Source organism: Acinetobacter sp. WC-323, assembly GCF_000314615.1.
GTDB lineage: Bacteria > Pseudomonadota > Gammaproteobacteria > Pseudomonadales > Moraxellaceae > Acinetobacter > Acinetobacter courvalinii.
The window spans coordinates 101,019-127,624 of sequence record NZ_AMZS01000046.1 but is presented as its reverse complement, the minus strand read 5'-3'; the positions used below and the strand labels follow the sequence as shown (position 1 = coordinate 127,624).

Here is a 26,606-nt window from a genome sequence, read left to right as displayed (position 1 = left end):
TCAGCATGGTACAGATTGTCGCCATGCTGAGATTAAGTCCTATAGAAATTAACTGAGTACATAGCTTGCATGGATCCCGCATTCTGCAACAAAGCTTTCATCGTGCGACACCAGTATCACAGCGCCATTAAAAGAGCGGATCGCTTGGGCCAGTAATTCACGAGATTCAATATCGAGATGATTCTCTGGTTCATCGAGAAGTAACAGCTCAACTGCTTGTTGTTTTAAGCCCAATAATGCCACTTTCAAACGTTCTCCACCGCTCAATGTTGTTAAAGAGCTCAGGGCTTTATCTCTACGGATTTGTAGGTTGCCTAATAGGGTACGGGCCTGTTGTCCGGTCAGATTTGAATCTAAACCACATAGATATTCAACGGCAGATAGATTTTCATTAAGTAATGAAAGATTCTGATCCAGATAGACAACACTAGCTTTGCAATAAATTTCTCCTGTAAGTGGCGGGATTAAGCCTTGAATAGTTTTGAGTAAAGTGGATTTGCCCGTACCATTTGCACCACGTAAATGCAATTTTTCACCCGTTGATAGAGCTAGATCAATCGGCTTGGTCTTTGTGTAAGTCAGTTGTAATTGCTGGCAACGTAAGATTTCACCTGATTTACCCGTCGTATGAGTAAACTCAAAAGACTGGGATTTAAGATGTTCCAGTTGCGTTTGTTTTTGCTGCAGCTCATCTTTTGCATCTGCAAGCTGTTTGCTCTGCTGTTTGCGCAGGTGTGAAAGCGATTGCTCAGACTGTTCTTTCTTGGCATCCAATAAAATAGGAGCCTGAGAACCAGAGGTTCTTAATTTTTCACCTGTTTTTTTACGCTTTTGTGCTTTCATCTGATTCTGATGCTGTTGTTCTTTCAGCTGTTTTAACTCGCGTTTTTCTTGCTGCACTGCATTTGACAATGCTTCGACTTGTCGCTGATGCTGCTGCTGGTAGAGTGCATAATTGCCACCGTAGTAATGTAGCCCCAGTTGATTTAAGGCAAAAATACCCTGCACATGAGACAGCAACTGTCGATCATGACTGATAATTAAACCGCCGGTAGGGTGTTGTGCCATTTGCTCAATCAACCATTGTCGTCCTTGAGTATCTAAATGATTACTCGGTTCATCTAGAAGAAGATAATGATCTTTAAGAAGAAATAACCGACAAAGCGCAAGCTTGGTTTTTTGGCCTTCACTCAAATGTTGAGTCGATGTATCCAGTGCAGTAGGTAATCCTGCACTTTCTAGCAGGTGTTGCCATTCGGTGGGTAAATGCCAGAGCTGTTCAACTTGATCATAATCGGAAAATGAAGCCGTACCTTGCTGAATCCGTTCAAAGCACTGATATAAATCTTCAATATCCAACACTTGAGCAATGGTATGGGCTTGTACACGCTGAAGCTGAGCAAGATGCTGATGTGGGCATTGCCAGTTAATTTGACCTGAATAAGCGAGTTCAGTCGATTGTCCCTGAAGCAGGGACATCAATAGTGATTTACCTTGACCATTACGTCCAATCAACCCGCAAAACTGATTTAAGGGAAGCTGGAATGAGAGCTGATCAAAGATTTTGTGCTGCGCCAATTCAAGCGATAGATTTGAAACGATACATGCCTGCTGAGTCATAAGAAACCTCATAAACAGGATATGCAAAATAGAGAAATATAGATAATTTTAGGAATGTTGCTAAATGATAGATAAGTCTATTTTGCACATCAAAAATAAAAATGGATTTTGATGATAAAAATAGGACTTACTTCATTGGCGTAATCTCGGGTTGCTGTATTTTTCATCTATTCTATGAGTTAAGCGAGCAAAGGTCAAATTTCAGGATTTTGAAGTGCTGATTAAAAAAACATAAAAAATGCTTGTCAAATGCTGAAATAGTGCGTAATTTAATACTTAGACACAGTTTTTTAGATATTTGAAATAAACATGTTAAAGCATACTGTAAACACAAACGCATACTTTTATTTTTGGCAATATTAATCTTTGCCTGATGCGTTTCGGGCAGCAAAAAGGGTTGCCCAACCAGTTAATACCTGATCGGCAACACCGATCAGGTTTTTTTATGCTTTAACAATCATCATCTTAGGAGAAATAGCATGTACACATTTAATTATTCATATTTTAGCAAGATCACCTGGTTTTACTTTGCAAAAAAATCAACATCGCTTAGATCACTCTCGCTCAAATAAATGAAAAGGACTGCGAAGAAGGCCAGTCCAAAGGAATTGAAAAATGAATGCTTTAAATACTGCTTTGACACAACCACAAACACACACAAAAGAATCAATGCTTAGCTTGCCATCACAACTCAAAGCGCAGTATCCCTTGTCTGCAACTTTAGCGCAGCAAATTTCAAAACATCGTCAAACGATTCAAAATATTTTATCAGGACAAGATCATCGTCTAATGGTGATTACCGGGCCTTGCTCGATTCATGATCCTGTCGCAGTACTCGAATATGCTGATCGACTGCAACAACTCCAAGAACAAGTCAAAGATCAGATTTTCCTGGTGATGCGTGCCTACATTGAAAAACCACGTACCACAGTGGGCTGGAAGGGTTTTTTATACGATCCAAATTTAGATGGATCATCAGATTTACAACTGGGTTTAGAAAAATCCCGCGAACTTTACTTACAATTAATAGAAAAAGGTTTGCCGATTGCCAGTGAGATTCTGAGCCCAATGGCAACGGGTTACTTTGATGACTTGCTAGCTTGGGGTGCAATTGGTGCGCGAACCAGCGAATCACAAATTCACCGTGAAATTGCTAGCCACATGCCATACAGCATTGGTTTTAAAAATGGCACCGATGGCTCGATTCAAATTGCTTTAGATGCGATTCAATCAGCACTGCATGGCCATCAATTCTTAGGGATGACCCAACAGGGTTTGCCTGCGATCCTGCATAGTGCAGGTAATCCATTACCACACTTGATTTTACGCGGCTCAAATCATGGTACTAATTATGATTTGGCGTCAATCCAGTCCATGCATTTCAAACATAAGCATTTACCAGCGCTTGTGATTGATTGTAGTCATGGCAATAGTGCCAAAGATCCGCTAAAACAACCCCAAGTCTTGCAGCAAATCATTGCAGAGCGTGCTGAATCGAAAGTACGCGGTGTCATGATTGAGAGTCATCTGGTGGATGGTAATCAAAAAATTTCCTGTGATATGACCTATGGTCAGTCAGTTACTGATGGTTGTCTGGGTTGGGATAAAACAGCACAGGCTTTGCTGGATGTGGCTGAACAAATGCGACATAAAAACTAAAGCTAAAAAAGCCAGTCATCAGACTGGCTTTTTTTTATTCAGCTTAATTTAAGCGGCCTGAATGGAATGAGCTGCAAGAAAATGACCAATTTCCTGACTAAACTTTCTTGGTTCAGTAATCAGAGGCGTATGCCCAGAGCGTTCGAAATAAACCGCTGTCGCATTTGACAAGCTCTCTGCGATCAGGGTTTGTCCCATTTCAGGGTACAGGGTAGATTCTCGACCAATAAAGAAGGTTGTCGGGCAATTTAACTGGCGAATTGCATCGCGATAATCTTCATCATGGTTAAGATAGTTTTCTACATACCAAAGCAAGTAATCCAGACGTTGAATCGGGAGTAAATACTTTTGTAGGAAAGGACGATTGAGCGCCAGTTTGAAAATTTTCGGACTATAGTTATTACTGCCTTGTAGCTCAATAAAGGCGCCCCATAAGCTCACTAGCTTATAGCGAATATCATTCGGTAAATCTTCAAGCTTCTGTGCGTATTTGTACTCGAGCAACAAGGTTTGAATATCGAGCAGGAGGCTTTTAAATTGCGGATGCTTTTCACCAAATAAGCCATACTGCCAGGATTCATCGACTGAGATCTTTGGCGTTTGGTCAATATGTAAATATGCTTTGAGTTTCTCGGCCAAATTACCATGCTTCATGCCATGCATGGCTGTGGTCGCTCCCATGGAATAGCCCATCAGGATGAACTGATCCAGTTTTAATTGCTCAATGAGACTATTTACATCATTCCAGTGGCTCGAAATTGCATCGAGATCCGGAATCGCACAATGTTTTGAACCGCCAAAACCGCGCCAGTCTGGAATGATAAATTCATATTGTTTGCGATTGGCAAATAAGAAAGGCAGCCATTGCCAGCTTTGCATGCCCAGACCTGACAACACCAGCACAGGTTCACCTTCACCGACACGTCGTACAAATAATTTTTCCTGATCCGGCATGCTATAAAATGGCATTATTGTTCTCCAGTCTCGTTTGCTTCCTCAAACTTTTTCAATTGAGGGATCATCTGTTCCAACCATTTTATCCATTCACTTTCTGTAATGATACCAAGTTCAAGAATCATTTTATGGATGAACAGCACACGGTTGGTGGGTTCGCTATTGTCAAAATCTTTAGCATGAATGGCTTGATAAAGGCTTAATTTTTCCTTATGAAGCGATAGATGGCGTTCCAGCTCCGGCAAAATGCTATTGCCGCCCAGTTGAGCTTCAGCCCTTAACCTGACCATAAGATCATCGCGTAATTGTGCAGGTTCGCTTTGCTGTTCAATCCATGCAGCCAGTTGTATTCTACCCAGTTGTTCCACTTGATAGGTCTTTTTTCGGCTATTTGCAGCTTGTTCTTCTAATGTCGAAATCCATCCTTTTTTCAGCATACCATTGAGTTCACGATATATTTGCTGATGAGTCGCATTCCAAAAGAAGCCCATTGAGCGGTCAAAGCGACGAGCCAGTTCAAAACCTGTGCTCGGTTTCTCTAATAGGCTGGTCAATAAAACATGGGCGAGTGACATGATGTTCCATAATAAAAAATGACTCATCAGAATTATGCAATATGTTGCATAAAAATCAAATCTTGTTTATAACTTTATGCAACAAGTTGCATTAGCAAGCAGAATGCGAGCCAAAGGAGAAAACATGTCAGCTTATCCACATTTATTAAAGCCACTTGATTTGGGCTTTACCACTTTAAAAAACCGTGTGCTTATGGGGTCTATGCATGTTGGCTTGGAAGAAGCACCTCAAGGTTATGAGCGTATGGCTGCATTCTATGCGGAACGTGCCAAAGGGGATGTTGGATTAATTGTCACTGGCGGGATTTCACCAAACGATGCTGGCCTGACTTTCGCGCATGCGTCTAAGCTCGATAGTATTGACGAAGCAGACAAACATAAAGTGATTACCCAAGCTGTGCATGAGGCGGGCGGTAAGATTGCCATGCAGATTTTGCATACTGGCCGTTATTCTTATCAGCCTGAGATTGTGGCACCCTCTGCGATTCAGGCGCCAATTAACCCGATTAAACCCAAAGCCCTCACTTCAGCCGAAGTGCAGCAAACCATCGATGACTTTGCCAACTGCGCCAAGCTTGCCCAATATGCAGGCTATGATGGGGTTGAAATCATGGGCTCGGAAGGTTACCTGATCAATGAATTTATTGCGGCCCGTACCAACCATCGTGATGACGAATGGGGCGGTAGCTATGAAAACCGTATTCGTTTCCCGATTGAAATCGTAAAGCGGACCCGTGCGTTGGTCGGTGAGAACTTCATCATTATTTATCGCTTGTCGATGCTGGATCTGGTTGAAGGTGGTTCAACGCTGGAAGAAGTGATTCAACTGGCGAAAGAAATTGAAAAAGCGGGTGCAACCATTATCAATACAGGGATTGGCTGGCACGAAGCGCGTATTCCCACCATTGCAACCAAAGTACCGCGTGCAGCATTTACATGGGTGACTGAAAAGCTCAAAGGTGAAGTTTCAGTTCCTTTGATTACTTCAAACCGTATCAATACGCCTGAAATGGCGGAACATGTATTGGCCTCTGGTCATGCAGATATGGTGTCTATGGCACGTCCAATGCTGGCCGATCCTGAGTTCGTATTAAAGGCCAGTGAAGGCCGTAGCGATGAGATCAATACCTGTATCGGTTGTAACCAGGCCTGTTTAGACCATATCTTCTCTATGAAGATTGCCACATGTTTAGTCAACCCCCATGCGTGTTATGAAACTGAACTGATTTTCAAAGAAACCCATGCAGTCAAAAATATTGCAGTGATTGGTGCTGGTCCAGCAGGTTTGAGCTTTGCGGTGTATGCGGCCAGTCGTGGTCATAAAGTAAAAGTCTTTGATGCCAGCAACCAGATTGGTGGGCAATTCAATATCGCCAAAACCATTCCGGGTAAAGAAGAATTCTACGAAACCTTACGCTATTTCAAACGCCAGATTGAATTACAGCCGAATATTGAGTTAGTGCTGAATCATACAGCCACTTACGAAGAGCTAAGTCAGGCCAACTATGATGATATCGTGATTGCAACAGGTGTAACACCGCGTCAATTACAATTCGAAGGTATTGATCATCCTAAAGTGTTGAGCTATATCCAGGTCTTAAAAGAGCGTGTACCTGTCGGTAAGCGTGTTGCCATTATTGGTGCCGGTGGTATTGGTTTTGATACTGCAGAATATCTAACTCACGAAGGGGATAGTGGCAGCTTAAACCCTGAAAAGTTCTATGCAGAGTGGGGAATTGATACAACTTACCAGCATGTCGGCGGATTAAAAGCAGCTGAGTTGGAAAAGTCTGAACGTGAAATTTACTTATTACAACGTAAGACAGCATCTGTTGGCGCTGGTTTAGGTAAAACTACGGGCTGGATTCACCGTACTGGCTTAAAACATCGTGATGTGAAAATGATTGCAGGAGCAAGCTACGACAAGGTTGACGACCAAGGTCTACATATTACCGTCGATGGTCAGAGCCGGGTGCTTGAGGTAGACAATGTGGTGATTTGTGCGGGTCAGGAATCCTATACTGCAATGTTCGACCAACTTAAAGCAGATGGTAAAAATGTTCATCTGATTGGGGGCGCGAAAGAAGCAGGTGAGCTGGATGCCAAACGTGCAATTCGTCAAGGTGCTGAATTAGCAGCTGTTTTATAAGGTGGAAATGAGTATTTTCTCATGAGAGGAAGTGCTCATTCACTTTTAGATAGGAAGGAAAATAACAATGACACTTGAAACAACAAAACAAGCCTTAGCAATCTGGCATGACATGATCAAAGCTGGCGATTTGTCTGCGTTGAATGACTTGCTCGCAGAAGATGTGGTATTCCGCTCACCCGTTGCTTATAAACCTTATGAAGGCAAACATGTGGTCTTTTTTATTTTGACCAATGTGATTCAGGTATTTGAGAACTTTACTTATCACCGTGAATTTTATACTGAAGATGGTGAGAATGTAGTGCTGGAATTTAGTGCTAATGTCAGCGGGAAATCGCTCAAGGGTATTGATATGATTCGTTTTAATGCGCAAGGAAAAATCATTGATTTTGAAGTCATGATCCGTCCGATGAGTGGTTTGGCAGCATTGGCAGAGAAGATGGGCGCAAGATTTGCCAAGTATCAACCCAACTAAAGTGCTAAAAATAGCCTAAGTAATATAAAGAGATTTAAAATGTGGTTAAAACTTTCAACTTTGGCTTTATTGCCTGTATTACTCATTCAGGGTACGAAAGTTCGTAAAAATACACCACGACTTTTAGAGGCCGATGGCGCGCGCGAAGGTATTATTGGCCAAGGCAAGCCATTGTCTCTGCTGATTATCGGAGATTCAGCTGCTGCAGGCGTGGGAGTGGAAACCCAACAACAGGCTTTATCGGGCGCCATCATTTCCGAGTTGCAAAATGAATATCGCTTACAATGGAAACTGCAAGCAAAAACAGGCGATACCACTGCACAAGTTTACCAAACAGTACAACAGTTAGATCAGCAATGTTATGATGTAATCGTCACCTCGATTGGTGTCAATGACGTCACCAAACTGACTTCGGCAAAGTCTTGGTTGAAACAGCAAAAACAACTTTTTAGTTATATCCAACAACAGTTTCAGCCCAAGCTTATTATTGTGTCTGGTGTACCACCGATGCAGCATTTTCCAGCCTTGCCGAATCCTTTGGCCTGGTTATTTGGACAATATGCAGAACAGATGAATCAAGTATTACAACAATGGCTGGCGCCGCAGCCACAATTTCATTTCATTCAATATGATGTAGAAACTTTTCAGGCGATGAATCTGCCAATGGCCAGCGATGGTTTTCATCCTGGCAAAGAAATTTATGCCATCTGGGGACAACAGGTCGCTACTTTAGTGCGACAAACATTTACTCATCATTAGAGGCGGTACTAGATATGGGTATATCAGCTTTAGATAAAATCAAAGTTTTAGGTTCAGAACTTTTTGATACAGTGCTCGGTGCCGAACAACCGAAAATGTATTATGACCCTAAAGGGAAAATTAAAGATGTTCTGGAAAAATTACCGCAATTAAAGCAAAAATATCGTCCAACACCGTGGCTGAGCAATACCCATCTCCATCTTCTGTATTTTGATGTGATTCGTAAAAAGATGGTCAAACTCAAATATGATCGAATCGAGCAATTGCACATGCAGGATGGTGGGGTAACGGCAATTGCATGGTATGGCTATGATTTACCGGCAGATACGCCAACGGTTGTGATCATGCATACCATTACTGGGACACCTGAGAGTATGCGCGAACTGGTCAAAGACTTGCATGAATATACCGGATGGAGAATTGCGCTGTGTTTGCGCCGTGGTCATGCGGGGTTACCGATGCCTGTGCCACGCATTTCACTATTTGGTTCGACCAGTGATCTAAAAGAACAATTGGCGCATATTCAAGGCTTGTTTCCGGAATCAGACTTATATGCCGTTGGTTCTTCTGCGGGTACCGGTTTGCTAGTACGCTATCTCGGTGAACAAGGTGCAGATACACCGTTCAAAGCTGCATTTGCAATGTGTCCAGGCTATAACACAGAAATTGGCTTTAAGAATGTTCATCCATTTTATAGCAAGATGATGACCAAGAAGCTGTTTAAATACTTCATTTATCCCTATCAGAACACATGGACACAGCTTGCATCTATAGAAAAAGTGCTTGCCACAACCAGCCTGGAAGAGTTTGAGAAAGAATATTTTGAAATGGCAGGATTTCAGGATTATCAAAGTTATTGTCAGGCCATCAACCCGATCTATGTATTTGAAAATGTCAAAATTCCATTGATGATTTTGAATGCCGAAGATGATCCAGTATGCTCAATCAAGAATCTGGAGCCATATAAAGAAGCCATACAGCAGATGGAAAATATAGCCGTGGTCACCACCAAGAAGGGTAGTCATTGCGGTTTCTATGAAACGTTAAGTGTAAAATCCTGGGCTTCACGTTTGATGGCTGATTTCTTTAAGAACTATTAATGTTGTAGAAATAAAAAAGCCATGAGCTGTAATTGAGTCAGCTCATGGCTTTTTACAGCAAGCGATTAAAACATTAGTTGTTTAATGCAGGCGTAGCAGCAGCAATGGCAGCGGCAACAGCATCATCTTCACTTTGAGCTGGTGTAGATGATTTTGGCGCTTTTGCAGTTGGTTCAGCTTTAGGCTGCTCTACTTTCGCTGGTTTTGGTTCAGCTTTTACAGATTGCTCAGCTTTAGGCTGTTCTGTCTTAGCCGGTTTTGGTTGTTCAGTACGTGGCGTTTCGGTTGCATCAGGTGTTTCAGTCTGAGCAGGGCGGATTTCACGACGAATTTCAGTGGTGGTATTTTCAGTTTGTTCACGCGTTGTTTCAACAGCAGCCGCAGGAGCCTCTTGCTTATCAACACTTTCTAGCGATTCAAACTCCTGAATTTGTTCAGGTTCAGGTTGTGGCTGAGTTTGAGTTTCAGTCGTGGTCTGGTCTTGCTGCTCTTCGTTTTTAGGTTCTTCTTTTTTCACGCACGCAGTTAATAAAAGACCAGTCGCCAGTGCTGCACAAATTAAAAGTTTTTTATTTGCCATTGCTAAAACAACATATTGAATAAGGACAGCCGCAATTATAACAGTAAAAGTAAGTGAAGAAATCCCCATGCTTTGTTGAGTTTGTTTATATTTTATAATTGCTTGCAAATTGTCGTCAGCCGAATGGTTCATTTGTAGAAATTGAAAAACAGATTTTTAACGGCGTTGAGGACAAATTTGCACGATGAAACGTAATTTAAGGATGAAAAATCGACAAATCCCGTAAATTTTTATCGAAAATGCTGATAGAATAACCAGTTGTTTATAGTTCTTTGAATTGATGCGGTTTGACTTTGCTTTATAGGGGCAGAGTACAGTAAAATTGCCCAACATTGTAGGCCGATTTCGGCTCGATTGTACGAGAAACTCAATGACCCATTTTATTTTTGTCACTGGTGGTGTGGTTTCATCACTAGGTAAAGGTATTTCTGCTGCTTCTGTTGCTGCACTTTTGGAAGCTCGTGGCTTAAAAGTCACTATGGTAAAAATGGATCCATACATTAATGTCGATCCAGGTACCATGAGTCCATTTCAGCATGGTGAAGTTTTCGTCACAGAGGATGGTGCTGAAACTGACTTAGATTTGGGATATTACGAACGTTTCTTACGTCGTGCGAAAATGACCAAACTGAATAACTTTACCAGCGGTCGTGTATATCAGGACGTTTTAAACAAAGAACGTCGTGGTGACTACCTGGGTGGTACGGTTCAAGTTATTCCACATATTACCGATAACATTAAAGAACGCGTACTTCGCGCAGGTGAAGGTTACGACGTTGCAATCGTTGAGATTGGTGGTACTGTTGGTGATATCGAATCACTTCCATTTATGGAATCAGTCCGTCAGCTTATGGTTGAGTTGGGTCATAAACGCACAATGCTGATGCATTTGACCTTGTTACCCTATATCAAATCTGCTGCGGAATTGAAAACCAAGCCAACCCAGCATTCTGTGAAAGAACTTCTTTCAATTGGTATTCAGCCAGATATCCTGATCTGCCGTACTGAATACGATGTCGATGTTGATACCAAACGTAAAATTGCATTGTTCACCAATGTTGAAGCGCGTGCCGTTGTGGTATGTAAAGATGCTAAAACCATTTATCAAATTCCACGTACATTCTACGAACAGAATGTTGATGACTTGATTTGCGAACGTTTTGGTTTCAATGATCTTCCAGAAGCAAATCTTGAAGATTGGGACAATGTTGTTGAAGCATTATTGAATCCTGAATACACAGTACGTGTTGCAATGGTCGGTAAATATGTAGAACTTCCAGATGCTTATAAATCTGTAAACGAAGCACTTCTACATGCAGGTATCCAGAACCGCGTTAAAGTTCAGATTGATTATGTCAATGCTGAAGAGCTTGAACAGCAAGACATTAGTGTTTTAAGTACAGCTGATGCGATCTTGGTCCCAGGTGGTTTTGGTGAGCGCGGTACTGAAGGCAAAATGAAAGCGATTCAGTATGCACGTGAAAACAAGATTCCATTCCTTGGCATCTGTTTAGGTATGCAATTGGCCGTGATTGAATATGCACGTAACGTTGCAGCGATGCCAGAAGCAAGTTCAACAGAATTTAACCGTTCAACCAAATATCCATTGATTGGTTTAATCACTGAATGGTTAGACGAACGTGGTGAGTTACAGCAACGTAGCCTTGAGTCTGACTTGGGCGGTACCATGCGTTTGGGTGCACAAAAATCAGAACTGGTTGAAGGCACCAAGACCCGTGAAGTCTATGGCAAAGCTGAAATTACTGAGCGTCATCGCCATCGTTATGAAATGAACGATCGTTTTATCCCGGCACTTGAACAAGCTGGTATGAAAATTTCAGGTTATTCATCAGTACAACATTTAGTTGAAACTGTAGAAATTCCTGAACATCCTTGGTTTATTGCTGTACAATTCCACCCGGAATTTACAAGTTCACCACGTGATGGACACCCATTATTTGCTAGTTTTATCGGGGCTGCTAAAAATCAGCACCAAAAGTAAATACTGAGTTTTAAATAAACTGGGATAGTTTAAATGTCACAATTAAAACCACAAGAAGTTGTACGTTTAGGCGATATACAAATGGCAAATCATTTGCCATTTGTATTATTTGGCGGAATGAACGTACTTGAATCGAAAGATTTAGCATTTGAAATTGCTGAAACGTATGTTGATATTTGCAAACGCTTAGATATTCCTTACGTGTTCAAGGCAAGCTTTGACAAGGCAAATCGTTCGAGCCTGAATTCATTCCGTGGCCCCGGTCTGGAAAAGGGCATCGAATGGTTGGCAGATATTAAAAAGCATTTTAATGTGCCAATCATTACCGATGTCCATGAACCTTACCAGGCAGCGCCTGTCGCTGAAGTTGCAGACATTATCCAGCTTCCTGCCTTCCTTAGTCGTCAGACTGATCTTGTTGAAGCAATGGCAAAAACCCAAGCCATTATCAATATCAAAAAAGCACAGTTCTTAGCGCCACATGAAATGCGTCATATCTTGCATAAATGTCTGGAAGCCGGGAATGACAAACTCATTCTTTGTGAACGTGGTTCAGCTTTTGGCTACAACAACCTGATTGTAGATATGCTTGGCTTTGACACCATGAAAGAAATGAATGTGCCAGTATTCTTTGATGTAACCCATGCTTTACAAACACCAGGCGGACGTGCTGATTCCGCGGGTGGCCGTCGTGCGCAAATCACAACCTTAGCACGTTCGGGTATGGCAACCGGTTTAGCGGGTTTATTCCTGGAAGCGCATCCGGAACCGGAAATTGCAAAATGTGATGGACCATGTGCATTGCGTTTATCTCAGCTTGAGCCATTCTTGGCACAATTAAAAGAATTGGATACTTTAGTTAAAGGATTCAAAAAGTTAGACACCCACTGATGCAATAACTTGCATCTTGTTTTTCATTCAACAGAGGAATTGTTCATGAGCCAAATCGTTGACATCCGTGCACGTGAAATTTTGGATTCTCGTGGTAACCCAACCATCGAAGCAGACGTTATTTTAGAATCTGGTGTTGTTGGTCGTGCATGTGCACCATCTGGTGCTTCAACTGGTTCTCGTGAAGCTTTAGAACTTCGTGATGGCGATAAAGCACGTTATTTGGGTAAAGGTGTTAAAACTGCGGTTAATAACGTAAATACGATTATCCGTGACGCTTTAGTGGGCAAATCAGTATTTGAACAAAAAGACATCGATAATACGATGATCGAACTTGATGGTACTGAAAATAAAGAAAAATTAGGTGCTAACGCAACTTTAGCTGTGTCATTGGCTGCTGCTCGCGCTGCTGCTGAAGAAAAGAAAATTCCTCTTTTCCAATATATCGCAGATCTTCGTGGTCAAACGACTTTGACGATGCCTGTACCAATGATGAATATCATCAATGGTGGTTCGCATGCAGATAACAATGTTGATATTCAAGAGTTCATGATTGAGCCTGTAGGTTTCACATCATTTGCTGAAGCATTACGTGCAGGTGCAGAAATCTTCCATTCGCTTAAATCAGTTTTAAACAAAAAAGGTTTAAACACTGCTGTAGGTGATGAAGGTGGTTTTGCGCCAAACTTGCGTTCAAACGAAGAAGCGATCACTGTTATTCTTGAAGCGATTGGTCAAACAGGTTACAAAGCTGGTTCTGATATCATGCTGGCACTTGACTGTGCTTCTTCAGAATTCTACAAAAATGGTCAATATGTCCTTGCGGGTGAAGGCAATAAAGCATTCACAAGCAACCAGTTCTCTGACTATTTAGCTGGTCTTGTAAACCAGTACCCAATTATTTCGATTGAAGATGGTCTAGATGAATCTGACTGGGAAGGCTGGAGCTACTTAACATCAATCCTGGGTGACAAAATCCAGTTGGTTGGCGACGATTTATTCGTAACCAATCCTAAGATTTTACAACGTGGTATTAATGAGAAAGTCGGTAACTCGATTCTGATCAAATACAACCAGATTGGTACATTGACTGAAACTTTAGATGCAATCTACCTTGCGAAAGCCAATGGCTATAGCACTGTAATTTCACACCGTTCAGGTGAAACTGAAGATTCAACAATTGCTGACTTGGCAGTTGGTACAGCAGCGGGTCAAATCAAGACTGGTTCTCTCTGCCGTTCTGACCGTGTCGCGAAATATAACCAATTGCTTCGTATTGAAGAGTTAACGAAAGCAGCTTACCGCGGTAAAGCTGAATTCAAAGGTCTAAAATAAGGTCAAATACTCTATGTTGAAAACTTCTGATCATCTTTCTTTACAAAAGAGAGAAACTCTGCAAATTCATAATCCTATAGAATTCGCAGATGATCTTCCTTTCAGAAGGATGTAGGGGCTTTTTCATGTTAGAGATATTTCGATCGACCTCGAGTAAATTGATTCTGTTGCTTGCAGTCGTTTTGGTTGCAAGCTTACAGTACCAATTCTGGTTAGGTGAGGGTGGTTATTTCCCTCACCAAGCCTTAACTCAGCAAATCAGTCAGCAAGCTGAAATTAATACTGAGTTAAAAGAACGTAATCGTATTTTGGCAGCCGAAGTGTTTGATTTGAAAAATGGCAGCGAAGCGATTGAAGAGCATGCCCGTCTAGACTTAGGTTTAATTAAGCCAAATGAAACCTTTGTACAAATGAGTACAATTAGTACCCATTACAAACCGATTTATATTGATCCAAACGCAAAAGAAGATACGGCAACCAATGAAAACCCAGACTAAGCTGTGGGCGGTTGTACCAGCAGCGGGATCGGGCAGTCGTTTTTCCAAAACCGAATTAAAACAATATCAGTATATTCAAAATCATACTGTGCTTGAGCATACCGTTAATCGCCTTCATACACTTGAGCTGGCCGGATGTGTACTGGCCATTGGTGAGCAAGATCATTTTGCCGCGACACTAGCATTTCAACATAAAGATAAACTGCATTTTTGTGAAGGTGGTGCAGAGCGTGTGCATTCTGTTTTAAATGCTTTGATGTATTTATCTGAAATCGCAGATGAAAATGACTGGGTACTGGTTCATGATGCGGCTCGTCCGTGTGTAACGACAGATTGTTTAACCCGTCTGGTTGAATCTGCACAGCATTCAAATCAAAGTTCAATTCTGGCCATTCCTGTTCGTGATACCTTAAAGCAGGTTGCACAGCAAAATCTGATTGATAAAACGGTAAGCCGTGAACTGTTATGGCAAGCCCAAACCCCGCAAATGGCGAGATTGGGGGTACTAAAAAATGCCATTGAACAGGCTCTGGCTGATCATGTTGTGATAACAGATGAAGCCAGTGCTTTGGAATATACACAGCAACCTGTGCAAGTGGTACAGGGAAGATCGGACAACATTAAAATCACCTATGCCGATGATCTGGAACTGGCACGACTGATTCTACAATCTCAAAATCCATCTTAGATTTTAATTTTTTAGCTAAAAGGCAGGGTTAAGATGTTCTCTTTATAAATAGCCTAAGTAAACTTAAGTGAAGTTTACTGTTTTTTTACATTAACCTAAATGACAAAAAACTGACGATTTGTTAAATTTGAATAACATACTTAACAATGGATCAATAAATGAAAAAATTATTACTTGCGGGCCTTTTTACTTTTTCTTTAGTGGGCTGTGCAACGACTCCTCAACAACCACAAGAGACTGCTCAAGAAACGATTCGTTATTCTACCAGTCCATGCTTTGGCGCTTGTCCAATCTATTCTGTTGAGATTACTCCTGAAGGTGCTGTTCATTTTGATGGTAAACAGTACACCAAAGTGACTGGAACTCAGGATTTAAAAGTTGATCCTTCTGTTTATAAAAAGCTTCAGCAAGAGCTTCAAACTTATCGTCCTGCCACAGGTGCAAGTGTTAAAACCACCGGTTGTGCAGAAACTGCAACTGACCAGCAAAGTGCATATTTTGCATGGAAACAAGCGGACGGTACGGTAACAAAGCTGAGCCATTACACCGGCTGTATTTCACCAGCAAATGCTGAGTTGAACAAAGTAATTGAAAAATTACCTAAATTAATCGGTATTGAAGACTTAGTACGTTAAGCTGGTTTTTGGCTTAATTAAAAGGCTTGATTACTTAAAGTAGTTAAGCCTTTTTTTATAAAGTAAATTAATTGCTTTAATTAATTTCATAAATAATATATTATAAAAATATATAATGATTTTATGGTGACACATGTCTGGCATTATCCTAGCGCTCCTCGGTGGGGCCCTTATTGGTCTGGCTGTTGTTGGCTATTTATATGTAAATGGTCGAGTTGCTGGCATCAGTGGTTTAATTTCACAAATTTTACACCCTCAATCCTTTGTCGGAAGTTCTGCTTTCTGGTTTTTACTGGGACTCATGGGTACGCCTTTCATTTATCAACTATTCTTAAAACCACAGATTGATTTGAATTCTTCTCCGGTTGTGTTGATGGTAGCAGGTTTACTGGTGGGCTTTGGTACACGTTTAGGTTCTGGTTGTACCAGCGGTCATGGAATTTGTGGAATTAGCCGTTTATCTCTGCGTTCAATGATTGCAACTATGACCTTTATGTTGGCAGGAATGTTAACCGTTTATGTCTTACGCCATCTATTCGGAGCAATATAATGAAAAACTTATTTGCCTTTATCTTTGGCAGTATATTTGCATTAGGTTTGATTATTTCCGGCATGTCTAATCCAGCAAAAGTATTAAGTTTTTTAGATATCTTTGGTGATTGGGATATCAGTTTAATGTTTGTAATGATTGGTGCAATTGCTGTGGCATTCATTCCTTTTCAAAAAGCAATCCGTCATCCTAGAACGATCTCGGGTGAAACCATCGTCTTACCTCAAAATCGCCAGATTGATAAAAAGCTTATTGTCGGCGCTGTACTATTTGGAATCGGCTGGGGAATTGCAGGGATCTGCCCGGCACCCGCGATTACCTTGATCGGACTGGGTTATACCCAAATCTGGTATTTCATTATTGCCATGTTAATCGGTATGTTTATTCATCATCTTTGGGCTAAATCGCGAGGAGAGTAGCAATGTCAAATCCATTAGTAAAAGCTTTTTTTGATAACGATAGTCATACTTTTAGCTATGTTGTGACTGATCCAGAAACTCTCCATTGTGCAATTATCGATAGTGTACTGGATTATGATGCAGCTTCTGCGACAACTTCCACTACACATGCGGATGAAATCATTGCTTACATTCGGCATCATGCGCTTCAAGTACAATGGATTCTGGAAACGCACGTACATGCGGACCATTTAACCGCTTCGCAATATTTAAAGTCACAACTTGGCGGAAAGATTGCCATGAGTGAGAAAATTGCAGTGGTTCAGGAAACTTTCAGTGCGATCTATCATCTTGATATAAAGCATTTTAATTCCCAACAAATATTTGATCATCTATTTAAGGATAATGAATCTTTCAAGATTGGGCAGTTAGAGGCATACAATATTCCAACGCCAGGTCATACCCCGGCATGCTTGAGCTATGTGATAGGGGATACCGTTTTTATCGGTGATACCCTGTTTATGCCTGATTATGGTACAGCACGCTGTGATTTCCCTAAAGGCAGTGCAGACCAGTTATTTGATTCGATACAAAAACTTTATCAATTACCTGAACAGACCCGGGTTTTTCTTTGTCATGACTATAAACCAGAAGGGCGCGAAGAATATATTTGCGAAACCAGCATTCAAGCACAAAAACAGTCCAATATTCATTTAAATGCCAACACCCGGAAACAGGAGTTTGTGCGTAAGCGGCAGGAGCGTGATGCAACTTTATCGATGCCCAAGCTAATTTTGCCTGCGATTCAGATCAACATGGATGCAGGGCGTTTTCCTGAACCAGAAGCCAATGGAATTCGTTATTTAAAACTTCCTTTAAATTATTTCAAATCCTGATGCATTGAAACTGTGGCAAAGTATTGCCACCTTGATATTTAGACTCAAAATAGCCTAAGTAAATATAAAGATTTAAAAAGCAGCACAAGCAATCGTCAATAAAAATCAAAACAAAAATTTTGTACTTTATGAAAGGGCTATGTTAAAACTAGCTCTTATTTTGGAACTCGTAGCAGTTAGGATATAAAAATGACCATCATCTATTTAGTCAGACATGGCCAGGCTTCATTTGGCAAAACTAATTATGATGAGCTGTCAGAAAATGGTGAAGCACAAGCCAAACTTTTGGGTCAATATTTTAAGAATATTTTTACTGAACAGCCTTTTATCGTCTCAGGCAGTATGAAACGTCACCAGCAAACCACACAAATCTCTTTGCGCGAGTGTTTTCCTGAAGCGTTGTATAAAACAGATGGTTTATGGAATGAGTTTAATCATCAGCAGGTCTTTTCATTGTATGAACCGAGATTTTCCCAGCCAGAAGTATTAAAGCAGGATATCTTTAAAGAGGTCGACCCTAGAGCTTATCTGGCACAAATCTTTGATAAGGCGATTGAGCGCTGGGCTGATGAAGCGTTTCATCATGAATACGATGAATCATGGCCTATTTTTAAAACCAGAGTAGATCAGGCTTTACAGAATTTATGTATAGAATTAGCTGAACAGCAGCCTAAAGAAGCGATCGTATATACGTCTGGTGGTGTAATTTCCGTGATTATCGGAAAACTACTTGAACTAAGCGTGCAACGTACTTTTGCACTCAGCTGGTCGATTGCCAATACGAGCGTGACTACATTAAAACTGAATAATGGCCAACTTCAGCTCATCAGCATGAATGAACATCAATTTATTAAATCAAAAAATCCGGACTTGTTAACCTGGCTCTAAACAAGAGCTGGGTATCATATTGATTTTGTATTTAAGCTAATCATCATCAGAAGCAATAGAAGTGACTTAAGGTTATGGTCAATGTGATATTAATAAATTTAGTCCCTAGATTAGTTTTGGTCTAATGTATGCATATTACAGTAATATAAAAATCAATAATGGCATTAAAAATGATTTGATAACAGCTAGCCATACGATCCAGTATATTCATACAGCATCCCAATGTCGTAAAGATGAAGATTCCGGGTACAAAACTGGTTTCGGTCAGTCAAGGTACAGCCACTTTAAAAGATGCAGTTGATAGTGCCTTTGAAGAGTATTTAAAAGATTCGAAAAACTATATCTATGCGATTGGTTCAGTGGTGGGTCCACACCCGTTTCCTAAAATGGTACGTGACTTCCAGTCAATTATTGGCAAGGAAATCAAACAACAATCCAATGCGCATTTTGGTCAGAATCCTGATTATGTGGTGGCTTGCGTCGGTGGTGGCTCAAATGCGATTGGTGCATTTACTGCATTTTTAAACGAAACTGATGTCAAACTGGTGGGTGTAGAGCCAGCAGGTCATGGGCTGGATACTGATAAGCACTCTGCAACGCTGACCTTGGGCAAGCCGGGGCAGATTCATGGTATGGCATGTTATGTACTGGAAGATGAGCACGGTGAACCCTTACCAGTACATTCGATTGCATCGGGACTGGATTATCCAGGTGTCGGGCCACAACATAGTTACCTGAAAGAGCTGGGCCGTGTGAACTATGAAACGGCGACGGATCAAGAATGTCTTGATGCATTTATGACACTTTCACGGGTGGAAGGGATTGTACCGGCACTGGAAAGTTCACATGCCGTGGCATGGGCTTTACGTGAAGCCCCTAAAATGGAGAAGAACATCAAGATCGTGGTCAATCTTTCAGGTCGTGGTGATAAAGACTCGGACTATGTGGCAGAAAAGCTAGGCCTATAAGTTCTGACTGAATATCTCATGTTAATAGGCCGCTTCTTGTAGAGAGGCGGTTTTTTTATTGTTAAATCAATCTTAATCCCGTTAGAATAAAGCGTTTTGCAATTAGCACTTTTGGAGACGCCTAAGTGGAGCGACCGACAATCAGCCCTGAACATTTACAAGAAGCGGCTGAAAACCTAGTAACCATTCGAGATTTTATCCGTTTTGGGGTAACTGCAATGCGTCAATATGACGCACACTTAGGTCAAGGCACTCAGGACTATTTTGCCGAGAGTGCTGCATTGGTACTACAAACATTGTCACTTGAGTGGAAAGCGGATGCTGAGATTCTTGATGCGAAGTTACTGCCAAGTGAAAAAGCGGAATTCCTGAGCTTATTAGAACGTCGTATCAATGACCGTATTCCAACCTCATATTTATTAAACCTGGCGTATTTCTTCAATAAGCCATTTTATGTCGATGAGCGCGTGCTGATTCCACGTTCACCCATTGCCGAGTTGATTGAGCAGCGTTTTGCACCATACTGCCTTGATGAGAATGGTCGTATGCTGGAAGCGTTAAACAACTTACCTGAAAATAATAATCCAAAAACACCGCAACGTATTCTGGATATGTGTACGGGTTCAGGTTGTATCGCGATTGCCTTGGCTTATGCTTATCCGGATGCTGAAGTGGATGCAACAGATATCTCCAAAGAAGCGTTGGAAGTAGCTTCAATTAATACCGAGCATCACGATAAGCAATATCAGGTGGCTTTGCTTGAATCAGATTTGTTCTCGAAGATTCCTGCTGAAAATCAATATGACCTGATCGTGAGCAATCCGCCATATGTCGATGCCGAAGATATGGCTGATTTGCCGGAAGAGTTCTTGCATGAGCCTGAGCTCGCGCTTGCTGCGGGTCAGGATGGTCTGGATCTGGTTCGTAAAATGTTGGCTCAAGCGGCAGATTATCTAACAGAAGATGGCTTGATCGTGATTGAAGTGGGTAATTCTGAATGGGCAATGCGCCAGAACTTCAACACCGTTGACTTCCATTGGCTGACTTTCCAGAAAGGTGGTTCTGGTATTTTTGCATTAACTGCTGAACAATGCCGTCGTTATAAAGAATTATTTCAGCAATCCGTTCAAAATTAAGAGGCGATAAAACATGGCAGGGAATAGTATTGGGCAACTGTTTCGAGTAACAACCTGTGGTGAGTCACATGGTGTTGGCTTGATGGCAATTGTCGATGGGGTGCCACCTGGTCTTGAGCTTTGTGAAGCCGATTTGCAAAAAGATCTTGATCGCCGTAAACCGGGAACGTCAAAGTTTGCGACGCAACGAAAAGAACCGGATCAGGTCGAGATTATCTCGGGTGTGTTTGAAGGTAAAACCACAGGCACATCGATCGGTTTGTTGATCCGGAACACCGATCAGAAATCCAAAGATTACGGCAATATTGCCCAAACATTCCGTCCGGGCCATGCGGACTATACCTATACGCAAAAATACGGCTTCCGTGACTATCGTGGCGGTGGTCGTTCAAGTGCGCGTGAAACTGCCATGCGTGTTGCTGCGGGTGCGATTGCCAAGAAATATCTTGCTGAAAAGTTTGGTATTGATATTCGTGGACATGTCACACAAATTGGTAATGAAGTTGCAGAAAAACTGGATTGGGCGGAAGTATCAAATAATCCGTTCTTCTGTGGTGATGTAGATGCCGTTCCGCGTTTTGAGCAGCTGGTCACTGCTTTACGTGAGCAAGGCACCAGTTGTGGTGCCAAACTTGAAATCGTTGCTGAAAAAGTACCTGTGGGTTGGGGCGAACCCGTATTTGATCGTTTAGATGCAGATATTGCTCATGCCATGATGAGTATCAATGCGGTTAAAGGTGTTGAGATTGGTGACGGCTTTGCAGTTGCCGGGCAGTTTGGTCATGAAACCCGTGATGAGCTGACCACAGACGGTTTCCTTGCCAATCATGCTGGCGGTATCTTGGGGGGAATTTCCAGTGGGCAGACCATCCGTGTTGCGATTGCATTAAAGCCGACTGCAAGTATTACCACGCCAGGTAAAACCATTACCATTGATCGTGAAAATACCGATGTATTGACCAAAGGTCGTCATGATCCGTGTGTGGGTGTGCGTGCAACGCCGATTGCTGAAGCGATGCTGGCGATTGTATTAATGGATCACTTTTTAAGACATCGAGCTCAAAATGCCGATGTGGTTGCTCCATTTAAACCCATCGAACCTTAATATAAAAAAAGATTAAGCCACACAAATAATTTATTATATGTGTGGCTTACGTCTCATTATCATTCAGTTTAAAATTAAAGTAATTTAACCTGTATTTAATAATATACATCCATTATAAAGTTTCTGAAATTATATTATTAGTTGACGCAATATGATATTGATTGCGACCATTACTTTTCGCGATATATAACGCATGATCCGCTTGCGCAATAAACTCTGACAGGCTATCTCCAATTTTTGGCATCATGGTAGCAGCCCCCACACTGATGGTCACATATTTGGAAACCTGACTTTTGGGATGGGCAATCCCGATATTATTAATAATTTCCATCAATCGCTTGACTTGTACCAGTGCCTGCTCGCGATCCGTCATGGCAAACAGTAGCAGGAACTCTTCTCCACCATAACGCGCTGCAAGATCACCACTACGTGAGGCGATAGAGCCGAGCATGATCGCAATGCGCCGTAAACATTGATCACCCTGGATATGCCCCAGCGTATCGTTATAGAGCTTAAAGAAATCGATATCGATCATCATGATAGTGATTGGTAATCCATGTCGCGTGGCGCGTTTCCATTCATTCTCCAGCACCTCATCCAGATAGCGGCGATTGGCCAGACCTGTTAAGGCATCCTGTTGAGACAGAATCGAAAGCTGCTGCGCCTGTCGCATCAGTTCTAAACGGTTGAGCTCAATCATGCAGTTTTGCAGATAGTTTTCACGGTGTTGCCGATCGGTGGCGTAGGCGAGTGCCATGCCCAGAAAACTGCTGAAGGTATAGGTACGGTTCAGGAAGGTCCAGTCGATGGCACCACTGAGCCAGGTACTGGCAATAATCCCGATCAAACCGCCGACCCAGCCGGCAATAATCGCCGTATAGAAGCGCATACCGACGAAACCATAGATGATCACCACGGCATACATCATGGCGGCATGGAACAGAACGTTGTTTTGTCCTTGCTCGAGTACGTTAATGATCGTAAACGAAATGGCCACGGCGCCCATGGAACCAATACAGACATAGTGATCAAACCATTTATTCATCATGGGCAGGAAAGACAGCATCCATGCCAAGGTAATAATGATCCCAACCCAGCCATAGGTTGCCATCCAGGTGATCCGCAGGTCTGTCGGTAGGACCTGATAGATACCGAAGCTTAGAAATAGATATAAACCTAAAATAATAGGGGCGCGATAACGGAACTCATGTGCAGCCTCATTTCTGTACTGATCACGATAGATCACTTCTAATTCTTTAGGAAACCAAACTAAATTTAGCCCGCGAGAAATTAACAAGTCGATTTGTTCTTGTCCCAATATATTGGAAGCTTTCAACTTCATCTTATCTCTCACCACTCCCAAAAATGTTCTTATAAATGTCAAAATAGGGATTATTTTTTTACTACGTTACACTGATTTAAAAGGAATGTGTATTAGATTATAAAAAAATATTAATTTTTAAATAATAAGCATTGCCTAAAATAATGATTCAAGCTTAAATTAGATTCAAGAAATAAAAAGCTGTTACAAATTAAACGGCAATCGATTGTATCTTGGTGGTATTGAGCTACAATTTATAAAAAAGCATCGATCATGGTCAATGATTGAATTAAGTCATACGAAATAGGATGCATCGCAATGACTGCTATGAATCAATATGGAACAAAACTGGAAATCACACCTCACTCCGAATGGGCGCAACAGTTCTGGGATGACCTGTTACCTTCGAAAGAGCGAGTAAGCAAACACCCACTATTCACGGATATGGCCAATGGCTCATTAAGTCTGGAATGTTTTCGTTCGGCCTTATTGAATTTCTATCCTTTGGTGGCCCATTTTCCGTCCTATATGGCCGGATCATTGGCGAAGGCCACCTCATTTGAACTGGATGGAGTGACTGAAACCCGAGACTGGCTGATCCAGAATATTAAGGTGGAAGAACGGCATTTAAACTGGTATCAGGACTGGGCGGGGGGCTTTGGTCTGACAGTTGAGATGTTGAATCAAGTAAAGCCACCTGTGGCCATGAACGCGGTCAATCACTTTTTGTGGGATGTTAACTTCCGGGGGACACTGGCCGAAAGTATTGCAGCAACCAATCTTGCGATTGAATGGGCAACAGGCGACTGGACCATTCAGGTCTATAAAGGGATTCAGGCGTATACTCAACATCCAGAAGTCAATATCAACAAGCGCTCTTTGGCTTGGCTGAGAGCGCATGCCCATTATGATGATTTGCATCCCTATGAAGCGATGGAACTGATTAAACGGCTATGCGATAAAGACCCTGTGCTGCAGCAAAAGGCTTTTCTGGCTGCTCAGGAAGGTCTAGCCTATTATGAGCTGGCTTTGGATGAGTGCTATAAGTTACAGCATAAGAATTAAAGGCTGTTGAGTATTCAGTTTTTATAAATGATGGATATCCAGAAATGGAACCTCCTCGGTTTTGCCTGCAACCGAGGAGATAAAAGTCATGCTTCGAGGAAAAGTCTTAAACCATCGCAGGGTCACTGACCGAATCTTCACCTGTTTCGACTCGACCCGCAAAGCGACGATAGAACTTGACTTCCTGTACGCAGGTTACAGCGAAGTCGTACCAGTGTCCGGTATCAGCCAGGTCCCAGTGTTGAGTTGAGCTCTGTCCTGCTTTTACGGCGATTTTGAGTGCAGGGTCAGTGCGATATGCCACAGGGCTAATCACCAGTTCAATATCCTGCGTTCCTGAATTATTCAGGTCGACATAGACATTGCCATTGGCAATATCATAGCAAACCCGAATTTCGGGATTGATGCGTAAATCCTGATTACAATTCAAGTCACCTTTGAAATGTCGATGAAAGCCATTGGTTCCCAGCACCCACAGATCATATCGACCTTGATTGTCTTTTTGCGCATTCCAAACATCATCCAGACTTTTACCTGCTTCTACAATGTAGCGGCGCGGAACCCGATTTAAATTTAATGTGTCGTAGACATGAAAGACCGCACCTTGGCTGCCTGTATTTGAAAATAGCAGCTTGACCGTTCCATCGTTCAGGCAACGTGCACTGGTATGTAGTTCATAAGGCAGTGCTTTAGAACGACGAATACCGCTGGCCTGAATCGGCAGTTGTAAATTGCTGGGAATAGGTACATTAGGTAGTTTTTGTTGTGCATCACGGAGTTGATCGGCTTGCTCTCTGCTTTGTTTGCCGTTGAGTTGCGGTAACACCTCTTCATTCGGGGTTTTAAAGTTAAAGGCGGAACTGAGATCACCACAGATGGCCCGGCGATACGGGCTGATATTGGTTTCTTTAACACCAAAACGTTTTTCCAGAAACATCAATACCGAGGTATGGTCAAATACTTGAGAGTTCACAATTCCCCCACGACTCCAGGGTGAAATCACAAACAGGGGAACACGAGGACCTGGCCCATACACCCCCTTGTCTTTTTCAGGTTGGCTAGTACTACCCAGTGGAGCATCATGCACATAGTATTCATGACGCATATCGGTCTGGCTTAGCGTTGATTTACCTGCATACGTGTTATCCGCTTGCAATGTCGGTGCTGAGGGAGAGGGAACGTGGTCAAAATAACCATCATTTTCATCAAAATTGATCAGGAATACGGTTTTGCTCCACACTTCAGGCACGGCTGTTAACGCATCTAAGATTTCTTGAATAAACCAGGAGCCTTGTACTGGGCTCGACGGTCCTGGATGTTCACAATAAATGGACGGGGCATTGATCCAAGACACCTGCGGCAACCTGCCAGTTTTGATGTCATTTTTAAATGCATTTAAGAATTCTTCTGGGGAGTTACCCGGCAAGGTATTGGCAATGCCTTTATACAGTGGATTGTTGGCATTATCGGTTGTTGCATCATAGGCTTTGTACGGCAGTTTTTGTGCAGCCTTGTTATAAGGACGATTGGGTGCGCCACCACTGGAAACTGGATAGCCAGAATCAATATTGGCTTTTCTAAAGGTGCGGAATGCACCTAACATGTTATCACCCCATTCATCAGGCATATTTTGATAACAAATCCAGTTGATGCCAGCTTCTTCGAGTCGTTCCGCATAGGTTTTCCATGTGTAACCGACATCAACCGTTTTGGGATCACCATCAATCCAGTCCCATTCATTATTTACAAATGCGGTACTGGTTGGGACTGCACCATTGGTTCCGGTCAAATGGAACGAACGATTGGCATCTGTACCGGTATGCATGGAACAATGATAAGCATCACAAATCGTAAACGCATTGGCCAAGGCAAATTGGTAAGGAATTTCCTGTTCCTTGTAATATCCCATGGCATAGTCCGTTTTATAGCTTGGCCAGTGAGTCATACGACCATTGTCCCAGGCTTTTTGGCTATCCACCCAAGTATGGTGGGTGCCGGGCGCACGTTGGGCATTATTGCTGGAGCCATCTAAATGGAATGGAGTTAACAGTGCACCATTACTGCGTTGTTGCTGCCAAACTGTACGACCATTCGGCAAAGGAATGGTGAGGCGATCAGCAAAGCCACGAACACCTTTCAGTGTGCCAAAATAATGGTCGAATGAGCGATTTTCCTGCATCAGGATCACCACATGCTCAACGTCCTGAATCGTTCCAGTTTTATTGTTGGCTGGAATCGCTAGCGCTTTTTGAATACTTGCTGGAAAAGTGGTTAAAGCGGCAGCACCAAAACCTGTTTTAAGTGTGTTTGCTAAAAATTGACGGCGATTAATCACGCGATTTCCTCTTATTGTTCTTTAT

Annotated in this window: 24 protein-coding genes and 1 pseudogene; 19 read left to right on the top strand and 6 right to left on the bottom strand. The window is 42.1% G+C overall.

Annotated elements, in window-relative coordinates:
- Positions 1 to 48: 48 nt before the first annotated feature.
- Positions 49 to 1,620 (bottom strand): ATP-binding cassette domain-containing protein, encoded by a 1,572-nt coding sequence (locus ACINWC323_RS08095; protein ID WP_009512898.1) that lies wholly within the window; start codon positions 1,618 to 1,620, stop codon positions 49 to 51.
- A gap of 615 nt (positions 1,621 to 2,235) precedes the next feature.
- On the opposite strand from ACINWC323_RS08095, the gene ACINWC323_RS08100 reads away from it, so the two are divergent.
- Positions 2,236 to 3,279 carry a 3-deoxy-7-phosphoheptulonate synthase gene (locus ACINWC323_RS08100; protein WP_009512791.1) on the top strand — a complete coding sequence of 348 codons (1,044 nt, stop codon included), beginning with the start codon at positions 2,236 to 2,238 and terminating at the stop codon, positions 3,277 to 3,279.
- A 48-nt stretch (positions 3,280 to 3,327) separates the two neighbouring features.
- Here ACINWC323_RS08100 and ACINWC323_RS08105 read toward each other — a convergent pair whose 3' ends face one another.
- Complete coding sequence (locus ACINWC323_RS08105) at positions 3,328 to 4,248, bottom strand: alpha/beta fold hydrolase (RefSeq protein ID WP_005286081.1); 921 nt, start codon at positions 4,246 to 4,248, stop codon at positions 3,328 to 3,330.
- On the bottom strand, positions 4,248 to 4,808 hold the full coding sequence (locus ACINWC323_RS08110; protein WP_009512527.1) for a PadR family transcriptional regulator: 561 nt from the start codon (positions 4,806 to 4,808) through the stop codon (positions 4,248 to 4,250). Before ACINWC323_RS08110 ends, ACINWC323_RS08105 begins: the two co-directional genes overlap by 1 nt.
- A gap of 124 nt (positions 4,809 to 4,932) precedes the next feature.
- Between ACINWC323_RS08110 and ACINWC323_RS08115 the strand changes: the two genes are divergently transcribed.
- The 4 genes from ACINWC323_RS08115 (at position 4,933) to ACINWC323_RS08130 (ending at position 9,291) form a co-directional block, all read left to right on the top strand.
- Complete coding sequence (locus ACINWC323_RS08115) at positions 4,933 to 6,957, top strand: NADPH-dependent 2,4-dienoyl-CoA reductase (protein ID WP_009512719.1); 2,025 nt, start codon at positions 4,933 to 4,935, stop codon at positions 6,955 to 6,957.
- A 67-nt stretch (positions 6,958 to 7,024) separates the two neighbouring features.
- Positions 7,025 to 7,432: a nuclear transport factor 2 family protein gene (locus ACINWC323_RS08120; protein ID WP_005286072.1), complete on the top strand. Its 408-nt coding sequence runs from the start codon at positions 7,025 to 7,027 to the stop codon at positions 7,430 to 7,432.
- 39 nt (positions 7,433 to 7,471) lie between these two features.
- Entirely contained in the window at positions 7,472 to 8,191 is a 720-nt protein-coding gene (locus ACINWC323_RS08125) for an SGNH/GDSL hydrolase family protein (protein ID WP_009512787.1), read from the top strand.
- A gap of 14 nt (positions 8,192 to 8,205) precedes the next feature.
- Positions 8,206 to 9,291, top strand: coding sequence for a YheT family hydrolase (locus ACINWC323_RS08130; protein ID WP_009512688.1), 1,086 nt, complete (start codon positions 8,206 to 8,208; stop codon positions 9,289 to 9,291).
- Positions 9,292 to 9,364: 73 nt separating this feature from the next.
- On the opposite strand, the gene ACINWC323_RS08135 is transcribed toward ACINWC323_RS08130, so the two are convergent.
- Positions 9,365 to 9,871 (bottom strand): prolipoprotein diacylglyceryl transferase, encoded by a 507-nt coding sequence (locus tag ACINWC323_RS08135; RefSeq protein WP_009512748.1) that lies wholly within the window; start codon positions 9,869 to 9,871, stop codon positions 9,365 to 9,367.
- A 370-nt stretch (positions 9,872 to 10,241) separates the two neighbouring features.
- On the opposite strand from ACINWC323_RS08135, the gene pyrG reads away from it, so the two are divergent.
- The 13 genes and pseudogenes from pyrG (at position 10,242) to aroC (ending at position 21,860) form a co-directional block, all read left to right on the top strand.
- Positions 10,242 to 11,873 (top strand): CTP synthase, encoded by a 1,632-nt coding sequence (gene pyrG / locus ACINWC323_RS08140; RefSeq protein WP_005230692.1) that lies wholly within the window; start codon positions 10,242 to 10,244, stop codon positions 11,871 to 11,873.
- 33 nt (positions 11,874 to 11,906) lie between these two features.
- Positions 11,907 to 12,764: a 3-deoxy-8-phosphooctulonate synthase gene (gene kdsA, locus ACINWC323_RS08145; RefSeq protein WP_005286061.1), complete on the top strand. Its 858-nt coding sequence runs from the start codon at positions 11,907 to 11,909 to the stop codon at positions 12,762 to 12,764.
- Between the two features lie 45 nt (positions 12,765 to 12,809).
- Positions 12,810 to 14,099, top strand: coding sequence for a phosphopyruvate hydratase (gene eno, locus ACINWC323_RS08150; RefSeq protein ID WP_005230688.1), 1,290 nt, complete (start codon positions 12,810 to 12,812; stop codon positions 14,097 to 14,099).
- 125 nt (positions 14,100 to 14,224) lie between these two features.
- Positions 14,225 to 14,596: a cell division protein FtsB gene (ftsB, locus tag ACINWC323_RS08155; protein ID WP_005230686.1), complete on the top strand. Its 372-nt coding sequence runs from the start codon at positions 14,225 to 14,227 to the stop codon at positions 14,594 to 14,596.
- Positions 14,580 to 15,284, top strand: coding sequence for a 2-C-methyl-D-erythritol 4-phosphate cytidylyltransferase (ispD, locus tag ACINWC323_RS08160; RefSeq protein WP_009512581.1), 705 nt, complete (start codon positions 14,580 to 14,582; stop codon positions 15,282 to 15,284). The genes ftsB and ispD overlap by 17 nt, the downstream gene beginning before the upstream one ends.
- 158 nt (positions 15,285 to 15,442) lie before the next feature.
- A complete protein-coding gene (locus tag ACINWC323_RS08165) occupies positions 15,443 to 15,919 on the top strand; it encodes a DUF6438 domain-containing protein (protein WP_005230682.1) in 477 nt (158 codons plus the stop codon).
- 133 nt (positions 15,920 to 16,052) lie between these two features.
- Positions 16,053 to 16,469, top strand: coding sequence for a YeeE/YedE family protein (locus tag ACINWC323_RS08170; RefSeq protein WP_009512667.1), 417 nt, complete (start codon positions 16,053 to 16,055; stop codon positions 16,467 to 16,469).
- A complete protein-coding gene (locus tag ACINWC323_RS08175; protein ID WP_009512850.1) occupies positions 16,469 to 16,888 on the top strand; it encodes a DUF6691 family protein in 420 nt (139 codons plus the stop codon). The genes ACINWC323_RS08170 and ACINWC323_RS08175 overlap by 1 nt, the downstream gene beginning before the upstream one ends.
- A gap of 2 nt (positions 16,889 to 16,890) precedes the next feature.
- On the top strand, positions 16,891 to 17,763 hold the full coding sequence (locus ACINWC323_RS08180; protein ID WP_009512540.1) for an MBL fold metallo-hydrolase: 873 nt from the start codon (positions 16,891 to 16,893) through the stop codon (positions 17,761 to 17,763).
- 189 nt (positions 17,764 to 17,952) lie between these two features.
- On the top strand, positions 17,953 to 18,651 hold the full coding sequence (locus ACINWC323_RS08185) for a histidine phosphatase family protein (RefSeq protein ID WP_009512676.1): 699 nt from the start codon (positions 17,953 to 17,955) through the stop codon (positions 18,649 to 18,651).
- A gap of 212 nt (positions 18,652 to 18,863) precedes the next feature.
- Positions 18,864 to 19,619: pseudogene (locus ACINWC323_RS08190) on the top strand (pyridoxal-phosphate dependent enzyme); the annotation flags it as partial.
- A gap of 125 nt (positions 19,620 to 19,744) precedes the next feature.
- Positions 19,745 to 20,755 carry a 50S ribosomal protein L3 N(5)-glutamine methyltransferase gene (gene prmB, locus ACINWC323_RS08195; protein WP_009512939.1) on the top strand — a complete coding sequence of 337 codons (1,011 nt, stop codon included), beginning with the start codon at positions 19,745 to 19,747 and terminating at the stop codon, positions 20,753 to 20,755.
- 13 nt (positions 20,756 to 20,768) lie between these two features.
- Positions 20,769 to 21,860, top strand: a complete 1,092-nt coding sequence (aroC, locus tag ACINWC323_RS08200; RefSeq protein ID WP_009512640.1) for a chorismate synthase — start codon at positions 20,769 to 20,771, stop codon at positions 21,858 to 21,860.
- Positions 21,861 to 21,972: 112 nt separating this feature from the next.
- Here aroC and ACINWC323_RS08205 read toward each other — a convergent pair whose 3' ends face one another.
- Complete coding sequence (locus ACINWC323_RS08205) at positions 21,973 to 23,202, bottom strand: GGDEF domain-containing protein (RefSeq protein ID WP_009512761.1); 1,230 nt, start codon at positions 23,200 to 23,202, stop codon at positions 21,973 to 21,975.
- Positions 23,203 to 23,499: 297 nt separating this feature from the next.
- Here ACINWC323_RS08205 and ACINWC323_RS08210 point away from each other — a divergent pair, with 297 nt between their 5' ends.
- Positions 23,500 to 24,246: an iron-containing redox enzyme family protein gene (locus tag ACINWC323_RS08210; protein ID WP_009512776.1), complete on the top strand. Its 747-nt coding sequence runs from the start codon at positions 23,500 to 23,502 to the stop codon at positions 24,244 to 24,246.
- A gap of 106 nt (positions 24,247 to 24,352) precedes the next feature.
- Here the strand turns inward: ACINWC323_RS08210 and ACINWC323_RS08215 are convergent, their stop codons facing one another.
- The gene (locus tag ACINWC323_RS08215) at positions 24,353 to 26,581 is read right to left on the bottom strand and encodes a phosphocholine-specific phospholipase C (protein WP_009512878.1); all 2,229 of its coding nucleotides are present in this window, start codon (positions 26,579 to 26,581) and stop codon (positions 24,353 to 24,355) included.
- Positions 26,582 to 26,606: the final 25 nt, after the last annotated feature.